The sequence below is a fragment of the Mycobacterium paraense genome, assembly GCF_002101815.1.
GTDB classification, from domain to species: domain Bacteria; phylum Actinomycetota; class Actinomycetes; order Mycobacteriales; family Mycobacteriaceae; genus Mycobacterium; species Mycobacterium paraense.
Map to the genome: position 1 here is coordinate 73,414 of NZ_LQPM01000044.1, position 15,341 is coordinate 88,754.

The 15,341-nt window shown below is 71.1% G+C and carries 13 protein-coding genes; 11 read left to right on the forward strand and 2 right to left on the reverse strand.

What is annotated here, in order from left to right; genetic code table 11:
• Positions 1–2 precede the first annotated feature (2 nt).
• The 3 genes from AWB89_RS25245 to mutM are packed head-to-tail and all read left to right on the forward strand — an operon-like array spanning position 3 to position 2,170.
• Entirely contained in the window at positions 3–590 is a 588-nt protein-coding gene (locus tag AWB89_RS25245) for a YceD family protein (protein WP_142280338.1), read from the forward strand.
• Positions 587–1,300 (forward strand): ribonuclease III, encoded by a 714-nt coding sequence (gene rnc, locus AWB89_RS25250; RefSeq protein WP_085102517.1) that lies wholly within the window; start codon positions 587–589, stop codon positions 1,298–1,300. The genes AWB89_RS25245 and rnc overlap by 4 nt, the downstream gene beginning before the upstream one ends.
• Before the next feature lie 3 nt (positions 1,301–1,303).
• Positions 1,304–2,170: a DNA-formamidopyrimidine glycosylase gene (gene mutM / locus AWB89_RS25255; protein WP_085102519.1), complete on the forward strand. Its 867-nt coding sequence runs from the start codon at positions 1,304–1,306 to the stop codon at positions 2,168–2,170.
• Positions 2,171–2,253: 83 nt separating this feature from the next.
• On the opposite strand, the gene AWB89_RS25260 is transcribed toward mutM, so the two are convergent.
• Complete coding sequence (locus AWB89_RS25260) at positions 2,254–3,030, reverse strand: PIG-L deacetylase family protein (protein ID WP_085102521.1); 777 nt, start codon at positions 3,028–3,030, stop codon at positions 2,254–2,256.
• Positions 3,031–3,082: 52 nt separating this feature from the next.
• On the opposite strand from AWB89_RS25260, the gene AWB89_RS25265 reads away from it, so the two are divergent.
• The 8 genes from AWB89_RS25265 to AWB89_RS27390 all read left to right on the forward strand — a co-directional run bounded on the left by AWB89_RS25265 (position 3,083) and on the right by AWB89_RS27390 (position 13,984).
• Positions 3,083–3,496 carry an OsmC family protein gene (locus tag AWB89_RS25265; RefSeq protein WP_085177386.1) on the forward strand — a complete coding sequence of 138 codons (414 nt, stop codon included), beginning with the start codon at positions 3,083–3,085 and terminating at the stop codon, positions 3,494–3,496.
• Entirely contained in the window at positions 3,483–3,776 is a 294-nt protein-coding gene (locus AWB89_RS25270) for an acylphosphatase (RefSeq protein ID WP_085102525.1), read from the forward strand. The genes AWB89_RS25265 and AWB89_RS25270 overlap by 14 nt, the downstream gene beginning before the upstream one ends.
• 120 nt (positions 3,777–3,896) lie before the next feature.
• Positions 3,897–7,496 (forward strand): chromosome segregation protein SMC, encoded by a 3,600-nt coding sequence (gene smc, locus AWB89_RS25275; protein WP_085177388.1) that lies wholly within the window; start codon positions 3,897–3,899, stop codon positions 7,494–7,496.
• A gap of 175 nt (positions 7,497–7,671) precedes the next feature.
• Complete coding sequence (gene ftsY / locus AWB89_RS25280) at positions 7,672–8,982, forward strand: signal recognition particle-docking protein FtsY (RefSeq protein ID WP_085177390.1); 1,311 nt, start codon at positions 7,672–7,674, stop codon at positions 8,980–8,982.
• 188 nt (positions 8,983–9,170) lie between these two features.
• Entirely contained in the window at positions 9,171–10,559 is a 1,389-nt protein-coding gene (locus AWB89_RS25285; protein ID WP_085103104.1) for an ammonium transporter, read from the forward strand.
• Positions 10,556–10,894 carry a nitrogen regulatory protein P-II gene (gene glnB / locus AWB89_RS25290; RefSeq protein WP_067880293.1) on the forward strand — a complete coding sequence of 113 codons (339 nt, stop codon included), beginning with the start codon at positions 10,556–10,558 and terminating at the stop codon, positions 10,892–10,894. The genes AWB89_RS25285 and glnB overlap by 4 nt, the downstream gene beginning before the upstream one ends.
• A 45-nt stretch (positions 10,895–10,939) precedes the next feature.
• Positions 10,940–13,375: a [protein-PII] uridylyltransferase gene (locus tag AWB89_RS25295; protein ID WP_085177393.1), complete on the forward strand. Its 2,436-nt coding sequence runs from the start codon at positions 10,940–10,942 to the stop codon at positions 13,373–13,375.
• Positions 13,376–13,816: 441 nt separating this feature from the next.
• Positions 13,817–13,984, forward strand: a complete 168-nt coding sequence (locus AWB89_RS27390; RefSeq protein WP_158089849.1) for a hypothetical protein — start codon at positions 13,817–13,819, stop codon at positions 13,982–13,984.
• A gap of 437 nt (positions 13,985–14,421) precedes the next feature.
• Here AWB89_RS27390 and AWB89_RS28525 read toward each other — a convergent pair.
• A partial coding sequence (locus AWB89_RS28525; RefSeq protein ID WP_479494848.1) for a Vgb family protein occupies positions 14,422–15,341 on the reverse strand: 920 nt, incomplete at its 5' end.

A 15,341-nucleotide genomic window follows, 5' to 3' on the forward strand; every position in this document is an offset into this window, starting at 1 on the left:
CTATGACGCGGCAGCACAGCAGCACGGCGCAGCGCCATTCCGCCTCGCCGATGAGGGTGGACATCACCCGGCTCGGCCGGCGCCCGGGTGCGATGGTGACCCTGCGTAACACCGTGCCCAGCCCGTCGCGCATCGGGCTGCCGATGATCGCGATCGACGAGGGCGCCCCGTTGGAGATGGACTTGCAAGTCCAGTCGGTGTCCGAGGGCGTGCTGGTGACCGGAACGGTCGCCGCGCCGACCGTCGGCGAATGCGCCCGTTGCCTGACGCCGGTCCACGGGCGCGTCGAGGTCAGGTTGACCGAGCTTTACGCGTATCCGGACAGCACCACCGAGGCGACCACCGAGGAGGACGAGGTCGGTCACATCGTCGACGACACCATCGACCTCGAGCAGCCGATCATCGACGCCGTCGGGCTGGAGTTGCCGTTTTCGCCGGTATGCAGCGAGGACTGCCCGGGGCTGTGCCCCGACTGCGGTGTCGCCCTCGCGGCCGAGCCCGGCCATCACCACGACCGCATCGACCCGCGCTGGGCCAAGCTGGCCGACATGTTGCCGCCCCAGCCGGACACCAAGCGGGACGAGCGGTGACGTCGCGGCAAGCCCTGCTGGACGCGCTCGGGGCCGACCTGCCCGACGAACTGCTGACGCTGGCGCTGACGCACCGCAGTTACGCCTACGAACACGGCGGGCTGCCGACCAACGAACGCCTGGAGTTTCTCGGTGACGCGGTCCTGGGCCTGACCATTACCGACGAGCTCTACCATCGTCACCCCGACCGCTCCGAGGGGGACCTGGCCAAGCTGCGGGCCAGCGTCGTCAACACCCAGGCACTGGCCGACGTCGCGCGCAAGCTGTCCGACGGGGGCCTCGGCGTGCACATGATGCTGGGCCGCGGCGAGGCGAACACCGGCGGGGCGGACAAGTCGAGCATCCTGGCCGACGGCATGGAGTCGCTGCTGGGCGCCATCTACCTGCAGCACGGGATCGACACCGCGCGCGAGGTGATCCTGCGGCTGTTCGGCCCGCTGCTCGACGCCGCACCCACGCTGGGGGCCGGGCTGGACTGGAAGACCAGCCTGCAGGAGCTGACCGCGGCGCGCGGCATGGGCGCACCGTCCTACCTGGTGACCTCCACCGGACCCGACCACGACAAGGAATTCACCGCGGTGGTCGTCGTGATGGAAACCGAATACGGGTCGGGCGTCGGCCGCTCCAAGAAGGAGGCCGAGCAGAAGGCCGCGGCGGCGACCTGGAAAGTGCTGGAGACGCTGGACACCGCGGGCAAGACGTCCGCGTAGCCGATGCCGGAGCTGCCCGAAGTCGAGGTGGTGCGCCGCGGCCTGCAGGCCCGCGTGGTGGGCAAGACCATGACGGCCGTCCGGGTGCATCACCCGCGCGCCGTACGCCGCCACGAGGCCGGGCCCGCCGATCTCACCGCCCGGCTGCTCGACGCGCGGATCGCCGGAACCGACCGCCGCGGCAAGTACCTCTGGCTGCTGCTGGACGGTCCGGCCGACCCGGACACGGCGCTGGTGGTGCACCTCGGAATGAGCGGGCAGATGCTGCTCGGGGAGGTGCCGCGCGCCGACCACGTCCGCATCTCCGCGCTGCTCGACGACGGGACCGTGCTGAGCTTCGCCGACCAGCGCACCTTTGGCGGCTGGATGCTGGCCGACCTGGTGACCGTGGACGGCAGCGTGGTGCCCGCGCCGGTGGCCCACCTGGCGCGCGACCCGCTGGACCCGAAGTTCGATCCCGGCGCGGTGGTAAACGTGTTGCGGCGCAAGCATTCGGAGATCAAGCGGCAGCTCCTCGACCAGACCGTGGTCTCCGGGATCGGAAACATCTACGCCGACGAGGCGCTGTGGCGGGCCAAGGTGAATGGCGCGCGGATCGCCGACACGCTGACCCGGCGCCAGCTGACCGCCGTCCTGGACGCCGCCGCAGACGTGATGCGCGACGCGCTGGCGCAGGGCGGGACCTCGTTCGACTCGCTGTACGTCAACGTCAACGGCGAGTCGGGGTACTTCGACCGGTCCCTGGACGCCTACGGCCGGGAAGGGCAACCCTGCCGGCGCTGCGGCGCGGTGATGCGCCGGGAGAAGTTCATGAACCGCTCGTCGTTCTACTGCCCGCGCTGCCAGCCGCGACCGCGGCCGCTTCGGTGAGTGTGCGCGGAGGGCTTTTGCGTGTGAGCCCAGGGCGGCGACACGCCGCGCGGCGTCGCCCAGGGATCACACTCAACGACGGGTCAGTCGAAGATGTCGCGGCGCACCGCGCCCGGCGATGCGGCCGGATCGACGAACCACTCGAAGGGAAACAGCGCGCCGGACGCCTGGGGTGGCAGCCGAAGCAGTAACCCGAACAGGCGCGCGGCCGCGGCCGAATTGCCGATCTGCGAGCGGTGGGCTGCCATCGCGTCGCGCTTGTGCCGCGCGAAACCGAAGACGTTGATCCGGTGGGTGATGGTCGCCGTGGGCGCGTAGGCGGTGCGGGCGAGTTCCGGCTCGTAGGGCGCCGGCAGTCGCAGCCGACGGGCCACCGAGCCGATGCGCACCAGCAATTCGCGCGGCATCGTCGCCTCGAGCACCCGCGGCGTCGCCGCCAGCTCGGCGGCCCGCTTGCCGACGTGGTGTACCTGGACGTGATCGCGGTGGCCGTAGCCGCCGTTGCGCTCGTAGCTGAGCAGCACGTCCGCGGCTTCCTCGCGCAGTATCTCCGCGAGCCGCCCGGCCGCCTGGTCGACGTCGGCCCGGCCGAATCTGACGCGGCCCGGCGGATCGGGGTAGAAAACGGGGCCGTAGCCGCTGTCGGCATAGCCGAGGCATTCGAGCCGATGTACGCCGAGAATGCTTGCGCTCGTGCGCAATTCGTTGAGGCGGAGATCGCCGTCGTCGTCGTTCACGCGGCCGTCGGTGGCGGTGACGAGGACGACGCGATGCCCGGCCGCGGCCGCCCGCGCGAGCGTTCCCCCGGTGAGAATCACCTCGTCGTCCGGATGGGCGTGGAACGCGACGACGGTCGACATGGAACGCAGTATGCCCGCTGGGCCGCATCGCACGCCCGGTAGAAAAGAAGCCATGACGCAACTGTGGGTCGAACGCACGGGATCGCGCCGCTACACCGGGTACAGCTCGCGCGGGGCGCAGGTGCTCGTGGGCTCCGAGGACGTCGAGGGCGTGTTCACCCCGGGCGAGCTGCTCAAGATCGCGCTGGCCGCGTGCAGCGGCATGTCCACCGACGAGCCGCTGGCCCGCCGGCTGGGCGACGACTACCAGGCGGTGATCAGGGTGTCCGGGCCGGCCGACCGCGAGCAGGAGCGCTATCCGCTGCTCGAGGAGACGCTCGAGCTCGACCTGTCCGGGCTCTCCGACGAGGAGAAGCAGCGCGTGCTGGTCGTCGCCAACCGGGCCGTCGACCTGGTCTGCACCGTCGGGCGCACGCTCGAGTCCGGCACGACCGTCAACTTCGAGATCGCCGATGTCGGATCCTGACGTCCGGCTGACCGCCTGGGTGCACGGCGCCGTCCAGGGGGTCGGTTTCCGGTGGTGGACCCGCTCGCGGGCGCTGGAGCTCGGCCTCACCGGGTACGCGGCCAACCAGGCCGACGGCCGGGTGCTGGTGGTGGCCCAGGGGCCGCGCGCGGCCGGCGAGAAACTCCTGCAGCTGCTGCAGGGCGAGGCGGCGTGGCCGGCCAGGCCGGGACGCGTCGACAAGGTGGTCGCCGACTGGTCGGAACCGCACGAGCGGTTCGCCGGTTTCGTCGAGCGCTGACGTGACTGCTGTGGCCAATGTGGCCAGTGCGCGGAGTGTGAACGGAAGGCAAATTTCGGGCGGCCGCGACACCCCGCGGTGAGCAAGGCGCGGGCAATTTGAGCGGTAGTCTGGCTCGCCGTGTACCTCAAGAGTCTGACGCTGAAGGGCTTCAAGTCCTTCGCTTCGCCGACGACTCTGCGCTTCGAACCGGGCATCACCGCGGTCGTCGGCCCCAACGGCTCGGGCAAGTCGAACGTCGTCGACGCCCTGGCCTGGGTGATGGGGGAGCAGGGCGCCAAGACGCTGCGCGGCGGGAAGATGGAGGACGTCATCTTCGCCGGCACCTCGTCGCGGGCGCCGCTGGGCCGCGCCGAGGTCACGGTCACCATCGACAACTCCGACAACGCGCTGCCCATCGAGTACTCCGAGGTCTCGATCACGCGGCGGATGTTCCGCGACGGCGCCAGCGAATACGAAATCAACGGCAGCAGTTGCCGTTTGATGGACGTCCAGGAGCTGCTGAGCGACTCCGGGATCGGCCGCGAGATGCACGTCATCGTCGGTCAGGGCAAGCTCGACGAGATCCTGCAGTCGCGGCCCGAGGATCGCCGCGCGTTCATCGAAGAGGCCGCGGGCGTGCTCAAGCACCGCAAGCGCAAGGAGAAGGCGCTGCGCAAGCTCGACGCGATGCAGGCGAACCTGGCGCGGCTGTCCGACCTGACCACCGAGCTGCGCCGCCAGCTCAAGCCGCTGGGCCGCCAGGCCGAGGTGGCCCGTCGCGCGCAGACCATCCAGGCCGACCTGCGCGACGCCCGGTTGCGGCTGGCCGCCGACGACCTGGTCAGCCGCAAGACTGAGCGCGACGCGATCTTCGAGGCCGAGGCCCTCATGCGCCGCGACCACGACGAGGCCGCCGCCCGCCTCGCGGTGGCCTCCGAGGAGCTCACCGCGCACGAGACCGCGCTCGCCGAGCTGTCGGTCCGCGCCGAGTCGGTCCAGCACACCTGGTTCGGGCTGTCCGCGCTGGCCGAGCGGGTCGGCGCCACGGTGCGCATCGCCAGCGAACGCGCCCAGCACCTGGACATCGAGCCGGTGGCGACGGGCGACACCGACCCCGACGCGCTGGAAGCCGAGGCCCAGCAGGTCGAGGTGACCGAGCAGCGGCTGCTGGCCGAGCTGGCCGGCGCGCGAACCCGCCTGGACACCGCGCGCGCCGAACTTGCCGAGCGCGAGCGCGAGGCCGCCGAGGCCGACCGGGCCCACCTGGCGGCGGTGCGGGCCGAGGCCGACCGGCGCGAGGGCCTGGCGCGGCTCGCCGGCCAGGTGGAGACCATGCGGGCGCGCGTCGAATCGATCGACGACAGCGTCGCGCGGCTGTCCGAACGCATCGAACAGGCCGCCAACCGCGCCCAGCAGACCCGGGCCGAATTCGAGACCGTGCAGGCCCGCGTCGGCGAGCTCGACCAGGGCGAGGTGGGCCTCGACGAGCACCACGAGCGGACCGTCGCCGCGCTGCGGCTGGCCGACGAACGCGTCGCCGAACTGCAGGCCGCCGAGCGCGGCGCCGAACGGGAGGTGGCCTCGCTGCGCGCCCGCATCGACGCGCTCTCGGTGGGGCTGGAGCGCAAGGACGGCGCGGCGTGGCTCACGGAAAACCTCTCCGGCACAGGGCTTTTCGGCCCGATCGCCAAGCTGGTGCGGGTCCGGTCCGGCTACGAGGCGGCCCTGGCCGCGGTGCTCGGCTCGGCTGCCGACGCGCTGGCCGCGGAAAGCTTCGGCGCGGCTCGTTCGGCGGTCGCCGCCCTCAAGCAGGCCGACGCCGGCCGCGCGGCCCTGGTGCTGGGCGACTGGCCCGCCGAGCAACCCGGGCCCACGGCCGACCTGCCCGACGGGGCCGTGTGGGCCCTCGACCTGGTCGAGGCGCCCGCGCGGCTGCGCGGGGCGATGACCGCCATGTTGTCGGGCGTCGCCGTGGTGAACGCGCTCGGCGACGCGCTGGACCTGGTGGCGGCCCGCCCGCAGCTGCGCGCGGTGACGCTCGACGGCGACCTGGTGGGCGCCGGCTGGGTGAGCGGCGGCTCGGACCGCAAGCTGTCCACGCTGGAGCTCACCTCGGAAATCGACAAGGCCGGGGCCGAGCTGGCCGCCGCCGAGGCGCAGGTGGCACAGCTGACCGCGGCGTTGTCGGGCGCGCTGACCGAGCAGATTGCCCGCCAGGATTCCGCCGAGCAGGCGCTGGCCGCCCTCAACGAGTCCGACACCGCGATCTCGGCGATGTACGAGCAGCTGGGCCGCCTCGGGCAGGAGGCCCGCGCCGCCGAGGAGGAGTGGAGCGGGCTGCTGCGCCAGCGCGCGGAGCTGGAAGCGGGGCGCGCGCAGACCGTCGAAGAAGTCACCGGGCTGGAGACCCGGCTGCGCAACGCCCAGGAGACCCAGCACGTGCAGGCGGCGGAACCCGTCGACCGGCACCAGATCGCCGCGGCCGCCGAGCACGCCCGCGGCGTCGAGGTGGAGGCCCGGCTGGCGGTGCGGACGGCGGAGGAGCGCGCCAACGCGGTGCGCGGGCGGGCGGATTCGCTGCGCAGGGCGGCGGCCGCCGAGCGTGAAGCGCGGCTGCGGGCCCAGCAGGCGCGCGAGGCCCGGCTGCGCGCGGCCGCCGTGGCCGCCGCGGTGGCCGATGCCGGGCGGCTGCTGGCCGAGCGGTTGGACCGGGTGGTGGCCGCGGCGTCGGGAATCCGCGACGCGCTGGTCGCCGAACGCCAGGAACGGTCCGCGGCGATGGCGGCGGTCCGCGACGAGGTGCACGCGCTGGGCGCGCGGGTGGCGCAGCTGACCGATTCGCTGCACCGCGACGAGGTGGCCAACGCCCAGGCGGCGATGCGCATCGAGCAGCTCGAGCAGATGGTGCTCGAGCAGTTCGGCATGGCCCCGGCCGACCTGATCGCCGAGTACGGCCCGGACGTCGCGCTGCCGCCGACCGAGCTCGAAATGGCCGAGTTCGAGCAGGCCCGGGAGCGCGGCGAGCAGGTGTTCGCGCCCGCCCCGATTCCCTATGACCGGCCCACCCAGGAGCGTCGGGCCAAGCGCGCCGAGCGCGAGCTGGCCGAGCTGGGCAGGGTCAACCCGCTGGCGCTCGAAGAGTTTGCCGCCCTCGAGGAGCGCTACAACTTCCTGTCCACCCAGCTCGAGGACGTCAGGGCCGCCCGCAAGGACCTGCTCGACGTCATCGCCGACGTCGACGCGCGGATCCTGCAGGTGTTCAGCGACGCCTTCACCGACGTCGAACGCGAATTCCGGGAAGTCTTCACCGTGCTGTTCCCGGGTGGCGAGGGCCGGCTGCGGCTGACCGACCCCAACGACATGCTCACCACCGGCATCGAGGTCGAGGCGCGCCCGCCCGGCAAGAAGATCACCCGGCTGTCTTTGCTGTCCGGCGGCGAGAAGGCGCTGACGGCGGTGGCGATGCTGGTGGCGATCTTCCGCGCCCGCCCGTCGCCCTTCTACATCATGGACGAGGTGGAGGCCGCCCTCGACGACACGAACCTGCGCCGCCTGATCAGCCTGTTCGAACTGCTGCGGGCACGCTCGCAGATCATCATCATCACCCACCAGAAGCCGACCATGGAGGTCGCCGACGCGCTGTACGGCGTGACCATGCAGGGCGACGGCATCACCGCGGTGATCTCGCAGCGGATGCGCGGCCAGCAGGTGGAGCAGCTGGTCTCGAGCTCCAACTAGGGCTCGACAACGCTCCAGTGTGAACTGGCGGCTTTCAGCGTGCACTGAGGGCGCGATTTCGGCGATTTTTCCGCCGAGGATGCACACCCGAAGCCCTGGCGACACACGCGACGCCAAGGACACAGGCCAATGCCCCATGAGCGCTGGGTGATCCGCGGCTGGAAGGATTGTCAGCGTGTCACAAGGTCTTTGGATCGCCGTCGCGGTCGTCGCAGCCCTGCTTGTCATCGCCGCGCTGGTCGCAGGCCTGGTGCGCTACCGCCGCCGGCGGATCAGCCTGGCCCGGCCCGAGCCCGGCGCGCTCGACCGCTCCGGGGGGTACACGGCGTCGTCGGGGATCACCTTCAGCCAGTCCACACCGACGATCGACACCGGCGGGCTGCCCGCGGTAGGCGACGACGCCACCATTCCCCGCGACGCCCCCAAGCGCACCATCTCCGACGTCGCATTGCCGGAACCCGAGACGCGCGAGGCCGAGCCGCCGCCGCCGCCCGAGGCCCCGCCGGAGGCCGCGCCCGAGGCCCCGCCGGAGGCCGGGCCCGAGGCCGCCGAGATCGAGGCCATCGCCCCGCCCGAAGGCCGGCTGGAGCGGCTCCGCGGCCGGCTCGCCCGGTCGCAGAACGCTCTCGGGCGCAGCGTGCTGGGCCTGATCGGCGGCGGCGACCTCGACGAGGAATCCTGGCAGGACGTCGAGGACACCCTGCTGGTCGCCGACCTGGGCCCGGTGGTCACCGAATCGGTGATCTCGCAGCTGCGCAGCAGGCTGGCCAGCGGCAACGTGCGCACCGAGGCCGACGCCAAGGCGGTGCTGCGCGACGTCCTGATCAACGAGCTGCACCCCGACATGGACCGCTCGATCCGCGCGCTGCCGCACGCCGACCACCCGTCGGTGCTGCTGATCGTCGGCGTGAACGGCACCGGGAAAACCACCACCGTCGGCAAGCTGGCGCGGGTGCTGGTGGCCGACGGTCGGCGCGTCGTGCTCGGCGCGGCCGACACCTTCCGGGCCGCGGCCGCCGATCAGCTGCAGACCTGGGCCTCCCGGGTGGGCGCGGAGGTGGTGCGCGGGGCCGAAGGCGCCGACCCGGCGTCGGTGGCGTTCGACGCCGTCGACAAGGGCATCGCCGCCGGCGCCGACGTCGTGGTCGTCGACACCGCCGGGCGCCTGCACACCAAGGTCGGGCTGATGGACGAGCTCGACAAGGTTAAGCGGGTGATAACCCGGCGCGCGGCCGTCGACGAGGTGTTGCTGGTGCTCGACGCCACCATCGGGCAGAACGGGCTGGCACAGGCCCGGGTGTTCGCCGACGTCGTCGACATCACCGGCGCGGTGCTCACCAAGCTGGACGGAACGGCCAAGGGCGGCATCGTTTTCCGCGTCCAGCAGGAGCTGGGGGTGCCAGTGAAGCTGGTCGGGCTCGGCGAAGGCCCCGACGATCTCGCGCCCTTCGAACCCGCCGCTTTCGTGGACGCCCTGCTCGGCTGAAAGCCCTTACACGGCGCGCGCGACGTTAATAACGCCGAAACATGGCGGCCCCATTGCCGAAACAACCATTGAGCATGGTTCTCGCAGGCCACAGGCAGCTGCCTGTCGGGCCTGCTCATGCCGACCGGAGGTGAAAGCGAGTGAGTTTCCCGCAATTGGGCCAACCCGATACCGGCGATACCGCCTGGATGTTGGCGAGTTCCGCGCTCGTGCTGTTGATGACGCCGGGTCTTGCCTTCTTCTACGGCGGTATGGTCCGGACCAGAAGCGTGCTCAACATGATCATGATGAGCATCAGTGCGATGGGCGTCGTCACCGTGCTGTGGGTGCTGTACGGCTACTCAATGTCATTCGGTGACAGCAAAGGTGGCGTCGTCGGCAACCCGACCGACTACTGGGGCCTGGCGAAGCTCATCGGCGGGAACGCCGTCAAGGCCGATCCGTCCAAGGGCACCGCGCAGGTGGACATCCCGTTGGCCGGCACGATGCCGGCCACCGTCTTCGTGGCCTTCCAGCTGATGTTCGCGATCATCACCGTCGCGCTGATCTCGGGCGCCGTGGCGGACCGGCTGAAGTTCACCGCCTGGCTGGTGTTCGCGGGGCTGTGGGCGACCCTGGTGTACTTCCCGGTCGCGCACTGGGTCTTCGCGGCCGACGGGTTCGCGTCCGAGCACGGCGGCTGGATCAACAACAAGCTGCACGCGATCGACTTCGCGGGTGGAACGGCGGTCCATATCAACTCCGGTGTGGCCGGCCTGATGCTGGCGATCGTGCTGGGCAAGCGCAAGGGTTGGCCGACGACCCTGTTCCGCCCGCACAACCTGCCGTTCGTGATGCTGGGCGCCGGCCTGCTGTGGTTCGGCTGGTTCGGGTTCAACGCGGGATCGGCGACGAGCTCCAACGGCTCCGCCGGGTCGACGTTCATGACCACCACGGTCGCCACGGCCACGGCCATGCTGGCGTGGCTGCTGACCGAGCGCATCCGCGACGGCAAGCCCACCACGCTGGGAGCGGCGTCGGGCATCGTCGCCGGGCTGGTCGCCATCACGCCGTCGTGCTCGTCGGTCAACATCCTCGGCGCGATCGTGGTCGGCGCGGTGGCCGGCGTGGTGTGCGCGCTGGCGGTCGGCCTGAAGTTCAGGTTCGGCTTCGACGACTCGCTCGACGTGGTCGGCGTGCACCTGGTCGGCGGTCTGGCGGGCACCCTGCTGGTCGGCCTGCTCGCCGCGCCGGAGAGCACGGCGATCAACGGCGTGACCGGGGTGTCGAAGGGGCTGTTCTACGGCGGCGGCTGGGCGCAGCTGGAGCGGCAGGCGGTCGGTGCGTTCTCCGTGCTGTTCTACTCCGGCATCGTCACGCTGATCTTGGCCTTGATCCTGAAGTACACGATCGGGTTGCGCCTGAACCCCGAGGCCGAATCCTCGGGCATCGATGAGGCCGAACACGCCGAGAGCGGATACGATTTTGGCGTGATCGGCGGACAGGGGTCGGTTCTTCCGGCGGCGCGGATTCCCGTGGATGACCGTAACGGTCTCGACGACCGGACGGCCGACAAAGTGGAGGCAGAGCAGTCATGAAGCTAGTCACGGCGATCGTGAAGCCATTCACCCTCGATGACGTCAAGACCGCCCTCGAGGAGGCCGGTGTCCTGGGGATGACGGTCAGCGAAATCCAGGGCTATGGCCGGCAGAAGGGCCACACCGAGGTTTACCGCGGTGCCGAGTACTCGGTCGACTTCGTGCCCAAGGTGCGGATCGAGGTCGTCGTCGACGACTCCATCGTCGACAAGGTCGTGGACAGCATCGTCCGGGCCGCCCGCACCGGCAAGATCGGTGACGGCAAGGTCTGGGTGAGCCCCGTGGAAACCATTGTGCGGGTGCGCACGGGTGAACGCGGAACCGATGCCCTCTGACCCCAGCCGCAGATTGTTGATCCAGGCCGGACGGGCCGGGAGGGTATGAAACAGGACCCACCCGACCCGTCCGGGTCATCTGGAACAGAAAACGCCTGCGCGGCAAGCGATTTGGCCGCTGCGCGGCGTCAGCTGCTGGCGGACGGCTCCGCGCTGCACGCGGCCGAGCTGCGACACGCGTGGCTGGATCTGCACGAGTCGTGGCTGACCGCCAAGGCCGATGAGATCGGGATCGCCGACGGCAGCGGCTTCGCGATCGTCGGCATCGGCGGACTGGGCCGCCATGAGCTGCTGCCGTATTCCGATCTGGACCTCATGCTGCTGCACGACGACAAGCCGGCCGAGGTGCTGCAGGGCGTCGCCGACAAGCTGTGGTATCCGTTGTGGGACGCCAACGTTCGGCTCGACCACAGCGTGCGCACCGTCTCCGGGGCGCTCGGCGTCGCCAACGCCGACATGATCGCCGCGCTGGGCATGCTGGACGCCCGCCACATTGCCGGCGACGCGCGACTGTCCGAGGAATTGATCGCCGGCGCAAGAAGGCAGTGGCGCAGCGCAATTCGCTCCCGGATGGACGAACTCGTCGAGATCACGCAGGCCCGCTGGGCGCGCTGCGGCCGGATCGCCCAGCGCGCCGAGCCGGACCTCAAGTCGGGCCGCGGCGGCCTTCGCGACGTGCAACTGCTCGACGCGCTGGGGGTGGCCCAGCTCATCGACCGCCACGGCATGGCCCGCCCGGAATCACCGGGGGGTTCGCTCGACGATGCCTACCTGACGCTGCTCGACGTGCGCACCGAGCTGCACCGGGTGTCCGGGCGCGGCCGCGATCAGCTGCTGGCCCAGTACGCCGACGAGATCAGCGCCGCGTTGCACATCGGGGACCGATTCGACTTGGCGCGCAAGCTTTCCGGGGCCGGCCGCACCATCGCCTACCACGCCGAAACGGGATTGCGGACCGCCGAAAACGCCTTGCCGCGGCGGGGCGTGTCGGCGCTCGTCCGGCGGCCCAAGCGGCGACCCCTGGACGAGGGCGTGGTCGAGTACGCCGGGGAGATCGTGCTCGCCCGCGACGCCTCGCCCGACACCGACGCCGGGCTGGTGCTGCGGGTGGCCGCCGCGTCGGCCGACACCGGCGTGCCCATCGGCGCCGCCACGCTGAGCCGTCTGGCCGCCGCCGCGCCCGAGATGCCCACGCCCTGGCCGCGCGAGGCGCTGGACGATCTGCTCGTCGTGCTCTCCGCCGGACCCACCGCGGTGGCGACCGTCGAGGCGCTCGACCGCACCGGGTTGTGGGAGCGGTTGCTTCCGGAGTGGGCCGCGATCCGGGACCTGCCGCCCCGCGACGTCGCGCACAAGTGGACGGTGGACCGCCACGTCGTCGAGACCGCCGTCAACGCGGCCCCGCTGGCCACCCGCGTGGCCAGGCCCGACCTGCTGGCGCTGGGCGCGCTGCTGCACGACATCGGCAAGGGCAGGGGAGTCGACCACAGCGTGCTCGGCGCCGAGATGGCCATCGAGATGGCGGCCAGGCTCGGGGTGGCGCCCCAAGACGCCGAGCTGCTGTCCAAGCTGGTCCGCCACCACCTGCTGCTGCCGGTGGTGGCCACCCGCAGCGACCTCAACGACCCCAAGACCATCGAGGGGGTGTCGGAGGCCCTGGGCGGCGATCCGCTGTTGCTCGACGTGCTGTCCGCGCTGACCGAGGCGGACTCGAAGGCGACCGGCCCGGGCGTGTGGAGCGACTGGAAGGCGTCCCTGATCGAGGACCTGGTGCGCCGCTGCCGGCTGGTGATGGCCGGTGAGCCGCTGCCGCAGGCGCAACCGACTGCGCCGCAATACCTTTCGCTGGCCGCCGACCACGGGGTGCACGTCGAGATCGAGGCCGCGGGTGGCGAGCGCCTCAACGTGGTGATGATCGCGCCGGACCAGCGCGGGCTCGTGTCGAATGCCGCCGCGGTGCTCGCCCTGAACTCACTGCGCATCCATTCGGCGTCGGTCAACACTCACGAGGGCGCGGCGATTACCGTGTTCGTGGTGTCGCCGCTGTTCGGTGCGCCGCCCGAAGCGGGGCAGCTGCGCCAGCAGTTCACCAACGCGCTCAACGGCGCTGTCGACGTCATCGCCGCACTGGAGAAGCGCGACAGCGACGTCGCCGGGGCCGCGAGCGCGCGGGCCGGCGAGGTACAGGTCGGGGTGCCCGTCACCCGGTCGACCGCCCCGCCCCGGATCGTGTGGCTCGACACCGCCGCTGAGGGCCACCTGGTGGTCGAGGTGCGCGCCATGGACCGGCCGGGCCTGCTCGCGCTGCTGGCCCGCGCGCTGGAGCGGGCGGGAGTCGACATCGGGTGGGCGAAGGTCAACACGTTCGGTTCGACGGCCGCCGATGTGTTCTGCGTGGAGGCCGCCGAGGATGCGCGCGCGGCGGTGGAGAAGCACCTGATGGTCGCGTTGGGCGGCGCGGGAGAAGTCATCGCGAGCTAGTGGTGTGTCCTGACAGGTCAGCGCTTCTTCTTCGTCGATGAGAACTAGATGCCGGCGAGGCGGTGTCCCGTAAGGGGATCCCCGTACGGGCCTACGAGAACAATTCGTTCGGTTGCTAGGGCGACCCCTAAACCGCGCTAAGGCGGCGCTACCCCCATGGCCACCGCACGGCAACAGCGCGCAGCTGCTCGGCTACGCCGGCAACCCCCGCCCCGGTGTCGGGATCACGGTTTGTGCGGGCGGCGGCCAGGCGACGACGTCGGCGGCGATAGGGCGGCAGTAGCGGCAAGCTGAGCCCGGAAGTCTCCGCCGCGTCGCGGGCGACATCGAGAGCGGAACTGAGCGCTGCCGCGCGCGTCTGCGGCCTCAGTGAGCTGGCGTAACTGCTCGGCGTGTTGGGCCTGTAGCGCGTGGCGGGCGGCGCGGCCATCAGTGCGAGCCTTGCTCAAGCTCGCGGCGCGTCTCGACTGCGGCCTCGTGCTGGCGCTCCGCAGCCTGCTGGGCGGCGTCGCGCGCAGCCTCTGCGGCGCCGCCTGCGGTACGCGCTTCGGCAGTTTCGCTGCGTGCGGCATCGAGTTGGCTTTGCTGGTCCCCGATCTGGGCGCGTAGGGCCGCCGTGGCCTGCCGTTCACGCTGGGCGGCCACTTCGGCGGACTCACGGGCCGCCTCTGCCGCAGTAGCCTGAGCGCGCGCCGCCAGCACCTCGTCCCGCCGGCTCGCACCTGCTGCTCACGGTCGATATCGGCCTGCCTGGCCTGGGCCTGGGCTGCCTGCACCTGCTGCCCGGCAGCCGGGACCGCGGCGGAGGCCTCCGCGCGAACCACGGCCAGCCGATGTTCTGATTCCGCCCTCGCACACCAAGGTGTTGTCGGGCACCGCTTCGCGACCACGCCACAGGCCCACGAGGTCATCATGGTCGGCGCCGGCACCACGCGGCCGGGTTGCTGCCCGCCGTCGACGGCGAGCAGACCACGGCCACCCGACGCCGGCCGCACACCCGCAAGCCTGCACGTTATCCGCGCAACCCCGATTCGGGCGGCACACCACTACCCACTGATCACCGACACCGTGCCGCTGCTGAAGTTGGTGACGTAGACGTAGCCGGTGGTGGGGTTGACCGCCACCCCGGTCGGTTCGCTGCCGACGGTGATGGGTGATCCGGTGACCATGTTGGTGGCGGGGTTGATCACCGACACCGTGTCGTTGTAAACGTTGGCGACGTAGACGTAGCCGGTGGTGGGGTTGACCGCCACCCCGACCGGATTGCTGCCGACGGTGATGGGTGATCCGGTGACCATGTTGGTGGCGGGGTTGATCACCGACACCGTGCCGCTGCCATAGTTGGCGACGTAGACGTCGCCGCCGGGGCTGACCGCCACCCCTTCCGGACTGTTGCCGACGGTGATGGGTGATCCGGTGACGGTGTTGGTGGCGGGGTTGATCACCGACACCGTGTCGCCGTAATCGTTGGTGACGTAGACGTCGCCGCCGGGGTTGACCGCCACCCCGTGCGGACTGTAGCCGACGGTGATGGGTGATCCGGTGACCATGTTGGTGGTGGGGTCGATCACCGACACCGTGCCGCTGGCAGTATTGGTGACGTAGACGTCGCCGCCGGGGTTGACCGCCACCCCGTACGGACTGTCGACGGTGATGGGTGATCCGGTGACCATGTTGGTGGCGGGGTCGATCACCGACACCGTGTTGCCGCCATAGTTGGTGACGTAGACGTCGCCGCCGGGGTTGACCGCCACCCCGACCGGAAAGCTGCCGACGGTGATGGGTGATCCGGTGACGGTGTTGGTGGCGGGGTCGATCACCGACACCGTGTTGCTGCCACTGTTCGTGACGTAGACGTCGCCGCCGGGGTTGACTGCCACCCCGGACGGATAGCTGCCGACGGTGATGGTCGTGACGTGGCCGGGAGACCCGCCTGCCCCGCCGGCCCCGCCGGGACCGCCGGCCC